The sequence below is a fragment of the Paenibacillus sp. J31R98 genome (assembly GCF_056269245.1).
Genome location: NZ_JBWDNO010000001.1, coordinates 1,585,395 through 1,605,937 on the forward strand (window position 1 = coordinate 1,585,395; position 20,543 = coordinate 1,605,937).

A 20,543-nucleotide genomic window follows, 5' to 3' on the forward strand; every position below is an offset into this window, starting at 1 on the left:
TTATTCTGCTGTCCATCCGCCGTCTATGACGATGGACGATCCAGTCATAAAGCTCGATACGTCAGAAGCGAGGTAAACTAATAAACTCGCCAGTTCCTCCGGTTTGCCCCAGCGTTTGATCGCCAGATGATTCATAAAGAATTGATTGGCTTCAGGATTGTTGATGACGACCTGATTAAGCTCCGTGGCAAAAGGTCCCGGGCAAACCGCATTCGCCGTAATGTTATGCTCCGCCCATTCCAGCGCCATCACTTTCGTCAGTTGTATGAGACCGCCTTTGCTGGAGCAGTATGCAGACCTTTCGGCCAAACCGACTGTTCCGAGCATTGAAGCGATGTTAATGATGCGGCCGAATTTCTGGTTGATCATATGCGGAACGACAGCTTTAGCACACAAGAATGGCGCTTTCAAATTCGTCCCTTGCACGAGATCCCAGCTCGCCTCATCGTATTCCAGGATCGGCTTGCGCACGTTCACGCCAGCATTATTAATCAAGATATCAATTCGCCCGAACTTCTCGATGACTTCGCCGACTGCTCGTTCGATCTGTGTGTAATCAAGCACATCAAGCGCCACGCCTGCCGCTCTATTGCCCGTTTCTTCGGTCAACACGGCTGCAGCTTGCTCAGCTTTACCGAGATCCCGGCTTGTAACGACAACCTGTGCACCGGCATGCGCAAGCGCACGGGCAAATTCAAGACCTAGCCCTTGCGTGCCTCCAGTGATCAGCGCCGTTTTACCTTCCAAAGTAAACATGATACAGCGTACACTCCTTCCACAACCTCATAGTCATAAAGTCTTTTGGGAAAGCGCTTCCTTGTTCATGTCCAATATGATCCTTTAAAAGTGAAAAGTCTGTCGAAATTGGTCGAATCATAAAATTATTCTAACTATTCGGTTTTGTTCCACTCGTATTTAATATCATCCAGCTGCCCTTCGTTCTCAAAACCTCTGCCTATGATTCTAAAGCCGTTCCGTTCATAGAATTGCTGAGCCTTCTTATTGACATCGAAAGTATATAAGAACAGAGTTCCTGCTGACTGTTCCTTGGCGAGGTTTAGCAGCTTCTTCCCAATCCCTTGCCCCTGATAGCCGATATGAATATACAATTGGTTAACCCAGTTCTCGTTACAAGCTAAGATGCCTACAACCTTCTCACCTGCAGAATCAATAGCAAGATACACCTTGTTATCTTTGACCACGATATGGTTTAGAAAATAGAGATGATCCTCGATTGGATGAATCTCGCTCTTCCCGAGCGCTTGTTCCTTGCTATCTCTCCACATCTGAACCGTTTGTAATGCATAAGTAGGGTCATAATCAATAATGGCAATTTCCATTTCAATCCGCTCCCCTTCGATGATTGATATTAAAAATGCTAATCATTGGTCTGAAGTCTGTCAATCATTACCGTAGAGCGGCGGTGAAGCACAAAGAAGCAGTCGCAACACTGCGACTGCTAGGGTGTAGAGAGGAATTACCCGCTCTCGGTGAGCGAAATAGCGAAAACAGGTGCTGATAGAGGAAAAACCCGCTCTCTGGAGGAGAAAACTGCTCCGCGCTCTGACTTTCTGCTCCGAGAGAGGAAAAACCCGCTCTCGGTGAGCGAGAATAGCGAAAACAGGTGCTGAGAGAGGATTAAACCTCTCTCGGGAGGAGAAAACTGCTCCGCGCTCTGATTTTCTGCGCCGAGAGAGGAAAAACCCGCTCTCGGTGTGCGAAAATAGCGAAACCAGGTGCTGAGAGAGAGGATTAAACCTCTCTCGGGAGGAGAAAACCGCTCTTCACTCTGACTTTCTGCTCCGAGAGAGGAAAAACCCGCTCTCGGTGAACGAAAATAGCGAAAACAGGTGCTGAGAGAGGATTAAACCTCTCTCAGCAGAGGAGTGAGCGTGGGTAGTGGGTTTTAGTTACTTGGAGATCGAGTACGATCGCTTAGCACCAGTGAGGCGAAAGTGAGAGAACACATACGTGCTCTCAACATCCAAAATACGCCAAAAGTTCGCTGAGAGCACAAATATGTGCTCTCAGCTCCGAAGTTTAACTAACTAACCGATATTCTGACTCTGAGAGAACACATACGTGCTCTCAGCCTCCAAACTGCGCCGAAAGCCCGCTGAGAGCACAAATATGTGCTCTCAGCTCCGAAGTTTAACTAACTAACCGATATTCTGTGTCTGAGAGCGAATATCCGAGCTCTCAGACTCAGATGTAGCCGATATCCGCATCAACCAACCTACTCCGCGCCATCCAGTATCAGTACCCAGTCGTCCCTACGCCCACATGAAGGCGGAACGAATCGTTGCTCCCCTTCGTTCGCGAACGAGCCAGCGGGAATGGTCTCGCCTGTACGTGGATCGAACCAGCTCGCTTCGACGGTTCGACCAGAGATTAGCCCCATCCGGCAAACGATCGGAAGCCCGTTCGGCGTATAGATATAGGCGTAATTCACGCCGCGGCATGCGCGTTGTCGCCCTGCTCCTGGCGGATTCGCCGCGAGCAGCTCTTGATCCGGGACACGGTCCAACATCGGCCGTGAAGACACCAACGCCTTGACATGTGCCATCTGCAGCGCCCCAGGTCTGCCGAGTGCGTCCCTCCATGACATGATGAAATAGTCGGTTGGCTCCTCTGTGAACGACCAGACGCTGTGATGTCCATACGTGTGGCCGAACGCGCCTGCGAACAAAGCCCAATAGGCAGCATGACGAACGTCTTTGTCGTCGAACCAGCCGTTCTCCGGCTTGAAGGAAATCGGGTGATCCTCGTAACAAGGCTCGGCGTCGAGGACTGGCTTTGCCGGCATGCGAGCATAATCGCGCTCGATCATTTCGTCATTCGGATGATGAAGCCGATAATGGCTGGATTGCAGCATATTGAAGTCAAGCCAATCCTCTTCATGCCAATAGAGCGACGATGAATATTCCCCGTTCGGGTGGAACGTTATTAATTGAGTACCGCCACTTTCCCGTCTCAGCGCTTCCGCCATGTTATGGATAACGGCATAATGTCTGCGGTTCGATACCGTTCGGTCACCGCCAAGCACCCAGATGATATTCGAGTGCGATTTGTACCTGTTGCCTAGCCACTCGCCGTATACAGCCGCGTTGTCCGGATTCAGGATTTCCGGTCCTAATCCCCACAAGTGGTTGAATTTATCACCCCACGCCGGCAGTAATCCGACGTAAAGCCCATACTCAGCGGCTTTGTCGACCATGTAATCAACATGGTCCCAGTAGCCGTATTCACCCTCTTCTGCTAGCTCGGGTAATGATGGATCGTATTGACCTTGCTCGTTCCGTCTTAGCGGGCGTTGGCCATAGACATTCCCCTTATCAAGATCCTCAACCAAGATGACGCACAGAATCACGTTAAAGCCTTGTTCTGCTCTCGTTCGAAGATAGTAATCAGCATCCTCCCGTCCTAGCTGGAGAATGTTCCACGCCGTATCGCCAATCCAGAAGAACGGCTTGCCATCCTCCAAGACAAGATGGCGCTTATTCGAGCTGACTCGTAACGCTTGCATGGTCAGTTTCATCCTCTCTCCTAAAGAAAGACGCGAGCCGTTCATGTCGTGATGACGACCGAACCTGCCCGCGTCTTACGTTTAAATTAGTTACCTGTAATGTAGAAGGTCATCGGTGTTTCTTTGTTCTTGTCTGTCAGCATTTTCTCGATGTCGTGAATGCCTGCTTTCTCCAGCTGCGATCTCACTTGATCGAGGATCTTGATCGCTTCTGCATCCGACTTCGCATAGTACGCCTGTTGAATGACGCTTTGTTGATTATCAACGATCGGCTTGAAGTTCGATTCCCATTTTGGATCTGTGCGAACAACGCTGCCTGGATCAATGGTTGTCACCATCTGTACGCCTTGCGGACGAAGAATCTTCGTATACTCTTCTTGCAGCTTGCTCTTCGGATCTGCTTCATGACCGAGAGGACCGCCGAACAACGAGAAGGTACGGTCTGGACCAGTCAGTGCGTTGTAGCCTGCATCGAGTCCTTGGCTAAGCGCATAATTCGGGTCTTCCTGCTTCTTCTTCAGCACGTCCGGAATCGCAACCGGCTTGCCATCTTTCATGGTGTACGTTTGACCTTCAATACCGTATTTCACGAGCAAGTTGCCCTCGTCGGAATACAGGTAATCGATCAGGCGAAGCGATGCTTCAATATCTTTGTTGCCTTTCGGGAACGCAATAACGTTCGATGTGCTTTGGTTGAAGACAACTCGGTTCGGATTGCCGTCACGATCGTTGAACGGACCGACTGGCACGAACTCTGCGTCCGGATGATCCTTGACGAACGTGCGCGTTGCGTCATAGATCGAATTGAAGTGAGCGGTCAATACGGCGTATCTGCCTTGCGACACTTTCTCGTTGGCAATCGCTTCAGATTGAAGGAATGCTTCCGGATCAATGAGGCCCTCGGAGATCAGCTTGCGCATATAGAGCACTTCATCGGTTTGGTTCTGCGTCATGAATCCGTATTTCACATTGCCGTCTTTGTCTGTCATCCAGCCGCCGTCGCCGGTATCCATGAAGAATCGGTTAGCCATGTAATCAACTGCCCAGCCGCCATGGAAGCCGCCTGCCGGGATGATGTCCTTGCCGTTCTCCTTGAGGCCAAGCGCCTTGATTTTCTTCAGCATGTCGTAGTATTCATCCGGCGTATGGATGGATTGCGGATCGATGCCTGCTTTTTGCGCGATATCTTTCCGGATGTACGAGCTGTAGAGCCAATCTGTGCTGTCCTGCGGCGTCATCGGAGTCGAAATCAAGAAGTAAGACTTGCCTCCGAAGTTGGAAGGATCGATATAACGGTTGTAGAAGCCTGCCGGCACTTTGTCCTTCGCCATATATTTCGTAATGTTCGGGAATTTGTCCAGGTATGGAGTCAGGTCTGTCAGCTGACCTTCGTTCCCCGCTTTATAGAACGCTTCCATCTCCGCTCCGCCAACCCAAGGAGCACCGATATAGATGTCAGGCAAATCTTGTGTTGCGAACATCGTATTGATCTTCTCGACTTCGTTCTGGTTCACCGGAACGATGTCCAGCGTGACGCCTGTTTTTTCCCGAATCACCTTGGCGATCGGATTGTTCTCTTCGTCAGGCGGGGCACTGTTCCAGCCGTTCCAGTTCGTGAGCAGTGACAGCTTCACTTGCTTGAGCGGTTCGTTCGTCGCTTCCCCATTTGCAGAGTTAGCGTTGTTTGCAGCTGTTGACGTCGCGTTCGACTTCGAATTATTCGTTGATGCAGCCGAGTTGCCGCCCTCTGTATTCGAATTTGAACCTGAATTCGAGCAGCCTGCGATTGTGAGTACTGTCAAACTTGCGACAGCGAGTACGGACAAGCCTTTTTTCCAGCCGAGAAGCTCCTTCACTCTGATTTCCCCCAGTCAATGATTTGAGATTAGTAGATGTAATCTTTTCTATGATAAAACCTGAGCGCTCAGGGATTATCCTTTCACGGAGCCAAGCAGTGCGCCTTTGACAAAATGCTTCTGGAAGAACGGGTAAATGAGTAGAATCGGTACGGTCGCGATAGCCAGCACCGCCATCCGCAGAGATTCCGGCGTTATTCGAACAGCTTGCGTGCCTGCCGGAGTCATCGTGTTTCCACCAAATTGAGACGCTCGCTTCACTGCATCGAGCAGCGCTTCCGACCGAGTCAACATTTCCTGCAGCAGCGTCTGAACGGGCACAAGGTTTTTATCAGAAATGAAGAACGTGCCAGTAAACCAATCGTTCCAATGTGAAACCCCCATGAAGATCGCAATGACGGAGATTACGGAACCCGACAACGGGAGGATGATCTTCAGAAAGATCGCAACGTCGCCATAGCCGTCGATTTTGGCCGATTCCTCCAATTCAGGCGGGATTTGCTGAAAAAACGTCCGCAAGATAACGATATGGAAGAAGTTGTACAGCGCCGGAATGATATACACCCAGAAGCTGTTATACAGATGTAGCCGTTGCAGCAGGATGAAGTACGGAATGAAGCCGCCTCCGAAGATCGTCGGAATGAAGATGAAGAACGAGATGAAATTCCGTCCCGGCAATGTTTTCTTGGACAGCGCGTAGGCGAACAATGTTGTGACGATCAGATGCGTCAGCGTGCCGACGACTGTCCTGGCAATCGTAATTTTGTACGCGTTCATAATTGAAGGGTCCTTGAACACTTCAATGTAATTCTCAAGCGTAAACTTTCGAGGCCAGAAGCTGATTCCGCCTTTCATTGAATCGAGGCCGTCGTTGAGCGAATACGCGATAATATACACGAACGGATATACCATGCAAAAAGCGAGCAGCAGCAGCAAGGCATAATTCGCGAGTGAGAAAACTGAGAGTTTGCGGAGCATGCGGCCCCTCCTTTCTGGTCAAGCCATTAGAACAACGATACGTTGCTGACTTTCTTGCCGATGCGGTTCACGACAAGAATGAGGATGAACGCGATGACGCTCTGGAAGAATCCTACTGCCGTCGCGTAGCTTAGTCGTCCCTGCTTGAGGCCGGCCTCAATGGAGTACGTGTCGAGCACCGAGCCGATTGCTTCCGTCGCCGGGTTCTTGAAGAGCAGCATTTGCTCGTAACCGGCTGACATTAAGCTTCCGATGCCGAGAATGAACAGGATAATCGTGATGTCCCGGATGCCTGGCAGCGTGACATGCCACATCTGGCGTAAGCGGCCCGCTCCGTCGATCTTCGCCGCTTCGTACAGCTCAGGATCAATGCCTGCAATGGCTGCCAAATAAATAATGGAGTTCCAGCCGATTGTTTTCCAGACGAAGGAACCGATGATGAGCGGATAGAACCAGTTGACATTGCCCATGAACATAATGGGCGATAATCCGAACTTGTGAAGCAATTCGTTGACAGGTCCACCGTCAGTTGTCAGCAGCCGATTAAGCAGCGTGGCAACGACAACCCAGGAGACGAAATAAGGCAGATAAGAGATTGTCTGCAACGAGCGCTTAAAAGCATGGTTTCTCACTTCGTTCAGCATAATCGCCAGGATGATCGGCGCCGGGAATCCGATAATCAGCTTAAGGAAGCTGATGACGACGGTGTTGCGGATAATGTCCGTTGCGAGATAGTAATTGAAGAATTGCTTGAAGTACGTAAGACCTGCATAGTGGCCTCCGAAGATGCCGTCCGCATACGAGAAGTCTTTGAATGCGAGCGTCAAACCATACAGAGGCAAATAACAGAAAACAATAAACCATATGACGCCCGGAATGACGAACAAATAAAAGATCCGGTGTTTCCAAATTGTACGGAGAAGCTTCCGTTGCTGCCGGCTCTTCTGCGCTTCCTTCGACATCGCCGCCGTTACTTCCATATTGCCCGCTCCCCTTACCCTTACATGAGATATCGCCTTAGCTAAGCTTATCTTGATTGTATCCGCGATCGCGTGCGTCGTGTAGTGACAAAGAATTTGACTCATGTATCGTTTTTTTTAGAAAGGTGGTTTATAAAAGACGAAAGAGCCTCCGGTTCGGACCGAAGGCTCTCGTTGTACGATGAAGCTTCTGCACGCTGGTGCATCGAAGTCGATTTGCGAAATCGGGAGAAGCGAGAGATCAAAATGAACTCTTCGCTATCTGAGATCGGCTTTTCCCGCTCTCACCTCTATAAACCCCTGCTTTCGTGCGCCGAGAGAGGCTTTTTCCGCTTTCAGTCCAGTAATTGAGGCTCTATCTGAACTCTTTGTACTGTAAGAGCGGCTTTTCCCGCTCTCAGCCCTACTAACTATCCCCTGCTTTCGCTCACCGAGAGAGGCTTTTTCCGCTTTCAAGCCAGGAAGCTGTAACTGAACCCAATAACATACCATCGAGCAGGGAACTCACATTAGTAAGTTAGTAAGTCTCGATCTGAGAGCACCTATGTGTGCTCTCAGCCAACTTTCAACGCATTTTCGTTGCTGAACTCGCCTTGCACCTGAATCGATCCGCTTCACAGACGAGGCGTATATTAGAGAAGCTTGTAGCCATGATCGTATGAACTGATCAGAATGGAACACAGAGTTATCGGACCTAGCAAGTGGTCAATCTTGACCGTTAGAACAAAAAAAACATAGATTCACTTTGTTTACGGTCATTAATGACCCTCAGAAGGATGACTTCAACGTTACCTGTGACAATTACCCCGCTAATGGCCATTAATGACCGTGTGAAAGCTTGAATCTCAGAAAAAACATTGCTAACGGACATTAATGTCCTCCGAATTAGCAGCCTATACGACACAGACTAATTAGCGGCATATTCGGATGCCGTGCTCGTCAAGCCTTGGCTCCGTCCGCGCGGGCGAGCACGCATATGTTCTCTCAGCCATAGAAGATGAATTAGTTTGGTATACTGTGGCGCTGTGAGCACGGATGTGTGCTCTCAGCCAGCTTTCGGCGCATTTTCGTTGCTGAGAGCATGTATAAGCTCGCTCGCCCACACAAGACGGCTTAGTCTGTTATACTACGACGCTGAGAGCACCTATGTGTTCTCTCAACCAACTACAAACTCTTAATGCCTTCCCGGTATTGGGTCGGCGTGAAGCCGTGGTACTCCTTAAACACCTTCGTGAAGTAACGATAGTTCTGATAGCCGACTTCTTCTCCGATAATGGCAATGGTGTCATGGGTGCTTTCGAGCAGTTCGAGGCTTCGCTCCATGCGAATTCGAATCAAATAATCAACGAAGTTGCAGGTCTTCTCTTGCTTGAACAGCACGCTGAAGTAAGAAGCGCTCACACCGACATAATCCGCCACCTCCTGCAGCGAGATGTCGCGGTTCAGCTTGATCTTCATATATTCGATCCCTTTGGCGACCGTGGACAGCTCTTTGCCGTCCTGCGCGACCGTCCGCATAATGAGCCGGAAATGCTCGACCGCCTTCAACCGAAGAGAAGTGAGCGTCTCCTCGCTCTTAATCTCTTCCGTAAACTTCAACATAAATTCTGACGGCACGGGCAGCGACTTCACATCTCTCATTGCTTTGAGCAAGTGAACGAGCATCTCACCGGTCATGACCCGTATCGCGCTGCTGGAAGCGGCAGCTGCGATTGTATCCAGAAACTGCTCGAATAGAGCAACCCCTTTGTCCGTTTCGCCTCTCTTCAAGCAGGAAGAGATCTGTTTCTCGGTTTCAACGGGATATGCGATCTCAGTTACAAGACGCAGAGGCGTGCCTGCCCCCTGAATATTCAAGGAAGATAACCCTGTAAAGAACTTAAGCTGCAGCGCTTCTGCCGCAGTCCCATAGCAAGCCGGCAATTGCTCCCTCGTTTCGCAGAATGCGGCGCCAATGGATATGGTAATGGGAAAAGGACGCATGAACCGACTGATTCCTTCCTGGAAAGCTTCGCCGATCGCCGTCATCTCAGATACACGGTTACTCGTATCCTCCTGGACTGGGAATATAAACAGCGCGCAGCCTGCCTTAAACAAGACGGAATCAAGCGCGGCATACCCGCCAGCAATCTCCTTCAATATGTTCATCGCGATGAACTGGCAAAGCCTTGTATCGAACTCATTATGGGTATTCGCGAACCGTTCGAATTGATCGATTTCCACGAGCATCAGCGCGAAAGCGTCTCCTTCGATCTCTATACCGTGCTCACTTAGATCCATCGTCAAATCGCTGAGCTTCTCTTGCTTCTCCAACCACTTCTTGTAAAATGCCTTCTTCCCCGCATCTTCCTTCTCCCGCCTCAGCTGATCAGCAACGAGTAGACGGTCTGTCGCATCCGTGCGGTTCTCCAGCTTCTTGTAGACATTCTCGAATACCGTTTCGACCTGCTCTTTGGAGACGGGCTTAAGCAGATAGTCGCCAACATGTCCGCGGATCGCTTCCTGTGCGTAAGCGAAATCGCCGAAGCCGCTCAAGATGACGATCTCAATATCCGCGCCATGAGGAAGAGAACGGATTCGCCTAGTCAGCTCGAGCCCGTCCAGCTGTGGCATACGGATATCGGTCAGCACGACGCGAATATCCGGCCTTGCTTGCAGCATCTCCCAAGCCTCGGCTCCGTTCGGTACCGCAGCTACGAGCTCGAAGCCGAGCGCCTCCCAGTCGATTTTTTTCATTAGCCATTTGCGTGATGGCAGTTCGTCTTCAGCGATCAGAATCCGGTACATATTCTCTCTCCTCCATCTTAGGTAGTATCAGCTTGATTTCCGTACCATCTCCGAGCGCAGAATAGACCTCGATCCCGAACTCCGAGCCGAAATACATTTTGATGCGGCTATCTACGTTCTTGAGTCCGATGCCCTGCCCTCCGTCCGCCGAACCCGCGAGCAAGCTTTGCACTTTCTCCATACTCATGCCAACGCCGTTATCCCGGATAGAGACGACAATGGCTTTGTCCGTCAATACGCCTTCCACCACGATTTCCCCATTGCCGGCCGTTCCCTCCAGACCATGCTGGATCGCATTCTCCAGAATCGGCTGTAAAATGATCTTGAGCGTATACATGCGGAGCATCTCCGGGTCGACTCGCCAAGTGACCTTGTAATTCTCGCCGAAGCGGATGCCCAGAATTTCCATATAATAGCGGGCGTGATCTATCTCCTCTTCCCACGTAATGATGTTCTGCCCCTTCGAGACAGAGATTCGGAACAAGTTCGACAGGGCAAGCACCATGCGGACTGCGTTGTCCTTCTCGTCCATATCAATCTCGTTCTTAATTGAATCTAGCGTGTTGTACAGGAAATGGGGATTAATCTGCGCCTGCAGAAAGTTCAGCTCCATCTCGCGTTTCTCCAGCTTTTCCACATAGTTCTGGTGAATAAGGCTTCTCAGGTTGTCGATCATCGAATCGAAGTTGCGGTCGAGCTCAGTGATCTCGTTCTTGCCTCGTTTCGCCCCGCTCGTGCTCGTGCCTAGGAATCCTTTGCCGACACGGGTTACTTTGTTATGGAGCAGACGGATGCCGCTCGTAATCTGCCTCGTGATTAAGAACGTAATTAACGTAAAGACAGCAAGGCTTAATGAGCCAATGATATAGAACGTGTTTCGCACTTCGCTGATTTTGCTCTCGATGGCAGCTTTCGGCACGACCTCATAGGTCGTCCAGTCGGTGTTTTGGATTTTGCCATACCAGACGGCGTAAGGCGTTCCGTCAATTCTCGCGCTTATCCCAGCTCCTTCATCTTCGTTAATGTCTGCAGATACCGCGACGACTTCCTTGGGAGCTTGCTTGCCCATCTGCGAAGGATCGGCGCTGTAGATGATCTCACCGTTTCCGTTCACGATAAGCAGACTTGCCTTCTCGTCGTCGGTAGGCGGTGTTTCACTGAAATTCGTAATCGCCGGAATTCTCATAGACAACTTGATATAACCGATTAAGTTAAACCGTTCCAGGCTGTGAATCGGCCTTACGATGCTGTAGTAATAATTGTTGTTTTCCTTCGTCAGTACGAGAAATCGGTGATCTGGAATATCGGACAAATTCAGCGTCTCTCTCAACCGATCGACAGGAAACAAGAAGAGCCCGTCTGAGAATACATCCTGATCGAGCGAGTAGAATTCGATGCTCTTGAGGTCCGTTTCTTGATAGATGGTAATGGAGCGCACCGCTTCCTTGATTTGCTGGTTCATCGCATAGATACCTTTCTCCCGGTTGGCGCTTTGATTCGTCATGGCGAACTGTATAGCCTGAGATACGGATAAGTTGTCGATGATGCTCTCATGAATCGGAAATTATAATAGATGCCGCTGTTTGCTTGCGAAATGACTTTCTGATAAGAATCAGAGATTTGCCGGATGACGAGATCGGATGTGCGGTTGAAATAGTAGTTGGTCAATAACAAGATTGGAAGAAGAATGGTTGCCAGGTACGCGAGCATGAGTTTGTGATTGATCTTCATTCAGCACTGCCTCCTATCTCTATCATAAGTCAAAAAGGAACAGAGCAGCAGTGTCTGCTGCTCTGTTCCGCATTACATATTCGAGTTAACTTTCTATCGCTTCATATCCAGGCTTAGCAAGTAAGGCTTCTCGAGCATTGCCTCGAAGTGCCGCCCGTCTACTTTGCCACCGTTGATCAGTTCATCCGTCACGCCGATCGGCTTGCCGTTCACTTCGATGACAAGGTTCTTCGATACGGAGGAAGGATCGTAATTCGCGATATCAATGAGCAGCTTTCCTTTGTATTCCACGCTTTGCCATTCGACGCCGACTGCCGGCAATCCTGTATCGGCATCCTTCAGAACGACCTTCATGAGTCCGAGCGATGACAACCGGCTACGAACCGATTGCATAAGCGCGTCGACGCCAATCGTTGTCGAGTGTGACAGGATATAGCTTCGGATTGAAGCATTCAACGGCTTAGCGTTCTCATCTGCACTTAACGAAGATTCTCCAACGACGATCACTTTTCCTCCACCAGCGACGAAAGCTTTAATCGCTTTCAGCGTATCGGCTTCTACATTCGTCGCATTCGGCACAATCAGCAGCTTATATTTGTTGAGATCGCCCTTCTGAGCGCCAGCTTCGGATACGAACCCTGCCTTCTGTCCATTGAACGTCAGCGCTTCGTAAGCCCGGTCGAGCGTTTCCGCGTAGCTTCCGTTGTACACCATCGAAGGCAGCGAGTAGAGAATGGCTGCGTCTGGCTTAATGTTCTGGAACGCGGTCACTTCATTCGCGAGCCTGTTCAAATTCAAGCTCGTCATGCCGATCGTCTGCACGACATCCGGCCGCTCCAGCACGCTGCCATAGAATGCGCTCGACGTATCGTACGAGCGTTCCCATACCCAGATCGCTGATGCGCTCTTGCCGTGAATGGCCGATTGCCATAGCGACGCTTCTGCATGCTGAGCTTGAGCCGGTGAGTACACCGTATCGCGGTCCGGGATGATATGCGTCTCTGAATTGAACACCGGCGCTTTATTCAGCGAGCCTTGCAGATCGTAGTACCGGTTCTCCCGGAGGAAGCCGCCTGTTCCGCTGCCGAGATAATTCCAGTTGTCGTCACCGTTGAGATCGGTAAACTTCGCGAAGTCTTCTGGATCGACGCCATACGTGGTAGCTCCGTTCAGGTTAGCCATAATCTTCGCGCTAACGGGAACTTTCGGCGCCAGCTTCTTGATGATGCCTGCCATCCATTCATGCCAGCTAGCGAAATACGCGTTGTTGAAATTCGTCCAGTCCATATAGAGCGGAGTCGCTTCTTGGGCGGACGGCATCGCGACTTGGTCGAACGAAGCGTATTGCGTGCCATAGTTAGCGTTCAGCTTGCTGACTGTTCTGTATTTGTCCTTCAGGAACGCGTGCCATGGAGCTACGGCATAGGAATCCGTCCGCGTGTCGTACTGCGGCTCATTACTGATAATGATGCTGTGCAAGGATGGATAATCCTTCACCATCGGCACGATCGTCTTGAGGAACGCTTCGACGAGCTCTTTGGCTTTCGGTGCGTTGATGTTATAGGTCAGGAAGCCTGGGTTCGTGTTCTTCAAATCCGGCCATTTGTCGGTTGCCCAGCCTGGGAAGTAATGAGGCGACAACAGCAGGCTGACTGCGACGTTGTTCTTCGCTGCACTCTCAAGCGTTGGAATGATGCTGCTTTGGATAACCGATTTCGTGATGCTGTAATCGTTGTTGCTTCCCGCTGCCGGAGGAAGTACCGTTCCGTCCGGACCTAACTCGATCTGGATGATGTTCGCTCCGTAAGCATTGAACTGCGGCACATCAGCTTTCGCTTGATTGAAATGACCATACCCGGTGAAGAAGATCGGGCGTTTGTCGATGTCGTTCGAAACCGATGTTTTCGTCGGGCCAACGAATGAATAACCGTCTATGATCGAGCGCGCGGTCACGTACTGCGGTACCGCCTTCGCTTTCTTCTTGCCCAACAAGTAATCGGACAAGTTCGCCGATGCTTCGTCGTACAATCGATTAAGCTCATTCACGACATAGTCGGCGCGAGTCAGATAGCCGTTCGCAATGTCATCTCTGCCATAAGCGATAAAATTCTTGATTACGGTGTAGTTGACCGTTTCGTAATTCGTAGGAATCTTCTTCGCTTTATTCTTCGCCAGCAGCGATTCGAGCGCAGGAAGCTTCGCTTGCAGCGTATCCAAGGCTGCTGTGAGACCGGCTGCATCTCTAGTCACGGATGCCTGAATCGAAGCCGACTTGGAAGCGCCGCTGCTATTGTCGGTAACGACAGCTTTGACTTCTTGATTACCTGTCGACGGGAACGTAACCTTTACGGTTTTCTTAAGCACTTTGCCAGCAGGAACGACCAAATGGTCGATCGTCAAATTAGCTGCCGGAACAGATAGAGAGAAGTCCGCATTCGTATCTCCAAAGTTCGGAAGGACGAGCGAATAATCGTAAGGCGTGTTCTGCAGCGCGGCTTGCGGGCCGTCTATGGCAGTGCCCCATGTATCGGCTGCCTTAAGCAGGAACAACGTGCCCAGGCTGGATGCATCCTTGCCGTTGCCGATGCCCGGCGTCCATTCGAGATAGCCTTTGCGTCCCGCGCCATCATTGTCGTTAATAAGCAGCGTAAACGGTACTTTATCGCCTGGAAGCGCAGGTAAAGCAGCTAACCATGGGATGACCATGTCATACGTCGTTTCTTTCATGGCCGCGTCGCGAGTTGACTTGAACTTGACGGCGTCGATACCTAGCTTGGCGCTGCCGCTGTTCCAGCTGAATTTGCTCGGGGTTCCTTGACCATAAGAGAATCCGTATTCCGGTCCGTAAGCCGCTCCGTCCTTCGAGAAAGCAACCTGCACGCTATCGCCCATCCAGATGGCGTCGCCGGAGAAGTCGGACTGCTTGTCGTCTTTCACTTTGACATGCAAATAGAGGTTTGCATCGTCGTAGGCGACATTCGCTTCAGCTGAAGTGTCCTCTACGCCTTGCCAGCCGTTCATTTGCACTTGCTTGCCCGGATCCGACGGGAGGACAATGTGAGCCTGCCCGTTCCAGTCGCTCACGAACCCATCCGCTCCGATTGCTGTCGTCTTGCCAATACCGGCAAGCGCGCCGTTGCCAATATCCGCAACGCCTGATCCAATCGAGAAGAGCTCTTCACCTGAAACGCCGGTTCCTATCGTATATTGGTATACGGTTACCGGACTCTTCGGCTTCCCTTCAACTTCCGCATAGGTCTTCAGAGTCGTCGCGTCTTGAATCGTGATCGGATTGTTGTACGCAACCCGTGTTCCCGACGTTCTTGGGTCAGTGCCGTCAAGTGTGTAGTAGATCACCGCACCAGCGGTGGAGGTCGACAGGCTGACGGTCGAACCAGGACTAACGGACGAGGAAGCTGGATCGGCCGTAACCGGCTGGACTTGGTTCGTTGTTATTCGTAGATTATCGAACTCGTACCGCAGCGAGCTTCTTCCTCCAATCGACGGATCTCCATTCCAGATGTAGAAAATCATGTACGTTATCGCAGAGCGATTGCCTGCAGGAACGCTGCTCAGATCAAGCGTGAACGTGTTCCATTGGTTCGCGGTTTGCACTGGCAATGCGTCCTCGAAGATGACGCCGCCTACAGCATCCACCAGCTTGAACCGTATGGGCTCGTTCCCGCCCGCTGTCTGTGCTCCAACAGGGCGAATGTCGAACTTCAATTGCCGAGCGGCAGACAAGTCAAGCGGATTCGCAGAGGCATTCCTTCTATATTCAACCCATGCGTTGCCGCCAGCCGGACTTGGGACGGCATATGTGACATCAGCGCTTTGGGCGCCTTCGGTCTTGTTCGCAGTGTCAGCCGAAGCGGCTGTGCCTTCCCATTCGCTTAAGTTCTCGTAGCCGTTCACGACGCTCTCGACGAACGAGTCCGAAGGCTGCGAGACCCGCAGGTTATCGAGCTCATATTGGAGCGATGTTCTGCCGCCGATTGCACCGTCTCCGTTCCACACATAGAAGACGACGTATGTAATCGCCGAGCGGCTTGCCGCCGGAATGCCGCTAAGATCGAGCGTAAAGGTGTTCCACTGGTTCGCGGTTTGCAAGGGCAGCGCGTCCTCGAACACAACTCCTCCCGCAGCATCCACCAGCTTGAACCGCAGTGGTTCATGGTCGCCAGCCGTCTGAGCACCAACTGGACGGATATCGAATTTCAGCTCTGTCGCGGCTGACAGGTCCATTGAATTGGCAGATCTATCCCAAACAACTTCCCGCCATGCATTGCCGCCAGCCGGATCGGGAACGGAGAATGTAATGTTCTCGGCTTGCGTCCCTTCTGATTTGTTCACCGTATCGGCTGCTACCGTAATGTCGCTATTGTTCGCAACCCAATCGCTTACATTCTCGAAGCCGTTTAATACAACTTCCTGCGTGCTTGACGGCTCTGCTGATGCAGCCCCCACGAACAGTGTTCCGAACGCCAGACTGACGCTCAGCACAACCGCGCATGCTCTTTTGAACATGATCGTAACCTCCGTATATTCATTGTTTGCGTATCGGGACGAAGCTCGAAACTCCATCCCGCCGCTTCCTCACGAAAGAACTGCTTACTCCGTCCTCAAATTATCGAAGTAATAATCGAGCGTCGTCCTGCCGTTAATCTGTGCTGTGAAGCCGGAATACAGGTAAAAGTTCACACTGTTGATCTGGTGCCGATTCGCCGCAGGGATGCTTGCTAGACTGATCGTCACGGTATTCCACTGATTAGCGGTCAATCGCGGCAGCCGATCCTCATAGATAATACCGCCGGTTTGATCCTGGATCTTCAGCGTAATCGGTTCTGTCTGGCCGGTTGGTGTCTGTGTTGTTGGATAGACGTCGAGCTTGAGGCTCGTTGCGCTTCCGATATCAACATAAGGAGAGCTGATCGCGTAGCTGCTGTTAGCCCAGCCGCTCGTTGGAACCGTGTAATGGAATTTGAGCGATTGCGAGCCTTGTGTTTTCAATGTAGTCTCCGCGGTCCTCGTCGCTTCCCCCGTCCACTGCGCCGCATTCTCGAAGCCGTTCACGAGCACCACGGACGAACTGCCCGAAGTAGTTGTCACGGTGAACTTATCGATATCCGCTGCCGGTGTGTCGGTGGAATCCCGTTGAATCTTGATCGTGTTCGCTGCTCCCGCGTTAAGCGGTATCGTAATCGCTGCCGAATCGGCGAACGTGTTCCAGGAGCCTGTCGGAGCAAAGGTTAATTGTTGAAGCTTCGTCCCATTCGCGTACAAGCTCAGCGTCATGCTGCCTGAGTTCCCGTTCGCGTATCTTACGACGAGCGAGGCATTGCCGCCGCTGCCTCCATTGACGCTGCCGACCTGAGAATATGCGCCAACGTTGTTCAGATTGCCGACCACTTTGCCATTCGATGCGCTAGTCGCCGTCTGCTGTTGACCTCCGCCTCCATACGTTCCGTTCTCTGCTTCATAGACGGTCGTTCCGCCCGATGGAGCAGCTGCGACGAGTGTGCCATCTCCGAACAAGCTTGGATTCTGATAGGCATTCGCGGTGCCATCATTCCACGCCAGCTGCGAATCGCGCGCTCCGCCGTCGTCATCGTCGTTGATCATCATATCGAAGCCAAAATCCATGTTCGCCGACGGCGTCTTGCCGAGCGTGGTCCACGGAATCTTAATCTCAATGCGGTAGCCGCCTGTTCTCGCCGTCGTCGCGAAGGTTACGCCAGCGGTCGCGCTATGCTTAAACTCGCTGAATGTCGTATCCCCGTAGCCGAACTGATACATGAAGTCATCTGCTCCGTAAGTCGTTGTCCGATCATGGTTTAAATCGAGATACACATCAATACTGTCGTCGTCGGATATGGCTGTAGAGTCATTGCGGAGTGAATCGTCATTAATATCCGCGAGGATATATAGATTCGTGCTGTCCCATAACGCGCCATAATTGCCCGATAAGTCCGAAGAACTGCCAATCGTGCCTAGCGTTAGTTTCGAAATCGCATTCGTCACTTTGCCGGTCCAGACGCTGTCCAGACTACCGTCAATTGTCGGCGCAGTCGTTGTCTGCGAAGCGTTAAACGATAGCCTTGGCGATGTTGATCCGCTCCATCCGGAGGTAGCCGGCGCAGGAGGAGGTGCAACACTCTGCATGACGCTGAGCAGGTTGCTCATAATCGGTTTGAATGTTGTCCGGTCATAATGCATCAGGCCGAAGTTTTGCTCCGGATCATTGCTTACGACGCCGCCGTCATCATCTCTGTATGTATACAGAAACATCGGTCCCGTCCAGGACTGCCATGCGGACTGACTCCAAATTTGCAGCGCCTGCACGATATAATCGCTCTGCTGCTGTTCCGTTACCGTATTCGGTCCATGTGTCGGATAACCGAATTCCGTTGCCCAGATTTGTTTCGCACCGTCTCCGTTATTGGACATGATGGTATGAATCTCCGGAGCTCTCAGCAATGCGTTCCACGTATCTGATGTGGATGGAGCAAGCGGCCAGCAGTAAGGATGAATACCCTGCACGTCAAAATAATTCTTGCCCCCTGCCGCGTAAATGCCAGTCACCCAAGCGTAGGGATCAACAATACCGGATACGCCGATCAAGTTGGCTGCAGCGCCATTAACGATGGTGACCGGGATATGCAGATCATTACTTACAGCGCGCACAGCATTCGCACCTGGAATCAACACATTGGAGACGAATAAGGAAGGGCTGGATTGCGGCGAGTAATTGGGCTCGTTCCACATCTCATACGTCGTTACGCCCTGAGGCAAATAACGTCGAACAGCTGCATCGAGGAAGCTCTGCCAATTGCCGATATTCGCGGAGTTCGGATAATACCGCACATCCGAGTTTCCGCCGTTTGCCCAAGAAGGCGTGTAGCTCGCAACGAGCATGACTTTCATGCCTTTACCAAGCGCGCCGCTGACCATCTTATCTGTATTGGTCCAGTTGATTGCTGTTCCTGCGCCGCTTGGCTGCATCAGATCCCATTTCAAGTCGATGCGCGCCCAGCCTAGTCCGACGTTCGTCATCTGAGTAGCGGCAGTATCGACCTCTGCTTGAGTGCCGAAATACCATTGCGCATTAATGCCTCCTCTCAAGTTTGGAACGCTATACGCGCTAGCCGTCGCAGCGCCGAATACCGAGAACAAGGCGACCAGCATGGTTAATACGACGAAACCGGAAATTCTTCTCTTCATCCTCATGTCTCATTACCTCCTTAACGAATGGGTTAATGGTGCCTGCGAGACGATATGTTGAAGCTCCTCCTTTCTTTGCAGTTCCAGCTGGGTTAAGCGCTTTCAAGTATGTGCTAGCCTCGGTAGTTAGCCCCATCTTAATAGAGAACCATCGAAGTTGAATAGTGATAAAAACTTACGCCAATGTATCGTTTTTTTTAAGAAAACAAAAAAATCCGCCAAGGAAGCGGATTTCTCATCATAAAGCCTTTGGAATGTGAGGCCGATTATGACTGCTAGTGTCGGCCATTCGAACGTTCTCCTTGCGCTTGCTCTTGAATAACAGTAAGCCGGCGATTAACGCTGCTATCCCGATCGCCTTCTGCGGGCTGAAAGGAACCTGTTCCAGTCCGAACCAACCTGCCGAATCCCACCATAACGCGCATAGCAGCTGAGATGCCATGATCATCGTAGTCGAAGCGCTTGGACCGAGAAGCCGGACTCCATTCACGACACAGGTCACTACGCCGATCCCTAGCAACCCGCTGAACCAGAACCATAGAGGCATCGAAGGCCATTTGAAGAAATCAGCGCCTTCTATGATCACTCCCATCCCAAGCGAGGCGATGAATCCCATGCCCAGCACCAGCGCGGTCGTCGTATGGGTGTGAACAGCAAGGTTCACTTTATTATTAAACAACGTTTGCACGCTGACGAGCATCCCCGCCATAATGGACAATACAATTCCGATCAACACTGCTACTTCCTCCGCTCTCCATGTTCGTATATGTTTTGGCCGGCGGCAGCTTCAAGCCCTGCTCGGTCAAGAACTTTAAGTGTACCTCTAGTTCGTTCAAGAAGACGCATCTTGCTAAATTTCAGAATCACTCGGTTCAAGTGCCGATAGCTCGTTCCGAGCAGGCTTGCTATATCCTTCAGATTCGTCGTGTTGACTAACGCTTCATCCGGAGAGGTCACGGATAACAAGTAGCTTGCCAGACGCACCTCAACCGGATATAACAAATTAAAGCTGAGCGATATCGACTTGCTGTGAAACTTGTGCGACACCAGATGCAGCATAAACTGCAAGAATGTCACTTGCTCCCGGTACAGATGCAGCGAGCGTTCATGAATGCCGATTGCCTCAACTGCCGTAACGGCCGTTACTGTATTCAACGTCTCCAGCCCGCTTATGCATTCGATCTCGCCAATGACGCCGAGCGGCGACATGAAGTTAACCAGAAGCGTATTCCCTTCCGAGGAAGTCATGTGGACCTTCACTTTCCCCTTCACGAGTACATAGATCCATTCCTGCATCTCGCCTTGCCTGCACAGCGCTTCGTCCGGATAGAACTTGAACAGCACTAAATGCTGGCGAAGCGAAGCCGGGAATACGTCTTCCAGTTCATATTGGCTCAGATATTGCCTAATCCGATCCGGGTTCTCGATTTCTGTCATCGAAGCTCTCTCCTTACCTGTATCGCC

Annotated in this window: 13 protein-coding genes; all 13 read right to left on the reverse strand. The window is 51.2% G+C overall.

The window, feature by feature from the left end; translation table 11 throughout:
- On the reverse strand, positions 1–756 hold the full coding sequence (locus tag AC0YNX_RS07150; RefSeq protein ID WP_475814930.1) for an SDR family NAD(P)-dependent oxidoreductase: 756 nt from the start codon (positions 754–756) through the stop codon (positions 1–3).
- A gap of 134 nt (positions 757–890) precedes the next feature.
- Positions 891–1,340: a GNAT family N-acetyltransferase gene (locus tag AC0YNX_RS07155; RefSeq protein ID WP_475814931.1), complete on the reverse strand. Its 450-nt coding sequence runs from the start codon at positions 1,338–1,340 to the stop codon at positions 891–893.
- A gap of 896 nt (positions 1,341–2,236) precedes the next feature.
- Entirely contained in the window at positions 2,237–3,526 is a 1,290-nt protein-coding gene (locus AC0YNX_RS07160) for a glycoside hydrolase family 140 protein (protein WP_475814932.1), read from the reverse strand.
- Positions 3,527–3,612: 86 nt separating this feature from the next.
- Complete coding sequence (locus AC0YNX_RS07165; protein ID WP_475814933.1) at positions 3,613–5,382, reverse strand: extracellular solute-binding protein; 1,770 nt, start codon at positions 5,380–5,382, stop codon at positions 3,613–3,615.
- A 75-nt stretch (positions 5,383–5,457) separates the two neighbouring features.
- Positions 5,458–6,360 (reverse strand): carbohydrate ABC transporter permease, encoded by a 903-nt coding sequence (locus AC0YNX_RS07170; protein WP_475814934.1) that lies wholly within the window; start codon positions 6,358–6,360, stop codon positions 5,458–5,460.
- Between the two features lie 26 nt (positions 6,361–6,386).
- Positions 6,387–7,340, reverse strand: coding sequence for an ABC transporter permease (locus AC0YNX_RS07175; protein WP_475814935.1), 954 nt, complete (start codon positions 7,338–7,340; stop codon positions 6,387–6,389).
- A 1,164-nt stretch (positions 7,341–8,504) separates the two neighbouring features.
- Positions 8,505–10,127, reverse strand: a complete 1,623-nt coding sequence (locus AC0YNX_RS07180) for a response regulator transcription factor (RefSeq protein ID WP_475814936.1) — start codon at positions 10,125–10,127, stop codon at positions 8,505–8,507.
- Positions 10,105–11,631 (reverse strand): sensor histidine kinase, encoded by a 1,527-nt coding sequence (locus AC0YNX_RS07185; RefSeq protein WP_475814937.1) that lies wholly within the window; start codon positions 11,629–11,631, stop codon positions 10,105–10,107. Before AC0YNX_RS07185 ends, AC0YNX_RS07180 begins: the two co-directional genes overlap by 23 nt.
- A complete protein-coding gene (locus AC0YNX_RS07190; RefSeq protein ID WP_475814938.1) occupies positions 11,628–11,858 on the reverse strand; it encodes a hypothetical protein in 231 nt (76 codons plus the stop codon). The genes AC0YNX_RS07185 and AC0YNX_RS07190 overlap by 4 nt, the downstream gene beginning before the upstream one ends.
- A gap of 93 nt (positions 11,859–11,951) precedes the next feature.
- A complete protein-coding gene (locus AC0YNX_RS07195) occupies positions 11,952–16,385 on the reverse strand; it encodes a beta-galactosidase (protein WP_475814939.1) in 4,434 nt (1,477 codons plus the stop codon).
- 84 nt (positions 16,386–16,469) lie between these two features.
- A complete protein-coding gene (locus tag AC0YNX_RS07200; RefSeq protein WP_475814940.1) occupies positions 16,470–19,085 on the reverse strand; it encodes a sugar-binding protein in 2,616 nt (871 codons plus the stop codon).
- A gap of 232 nt (positions 19,086–19,317) precedes the next feature.
- A complete protein-coding gene (locus AC0YNX_RS07205) occupies positions 19,318–19,815 on the reverse strand; it encodes a DMT family transporter (RefSeq protein ID WP_475814941.1) in 498 nt (165 codons plus the stop codon).
- Between the two features lie 2 nt (positions 19,816–19,817).
- Positions 19,818–20,516: a Crp/Fnr family transcriptional regulator gene (locus tag AC0YNX_RS07210; RefSeq protein ID WP_475814942.1), complete on the reverse strand. Its 699-nt coding sequence runs from the start codon at positions 20,514–20,516 to the stop codon at positions 19,818–19,820.
- Positions 20,517–20,543: the final 27 nt, after the last annotated feature.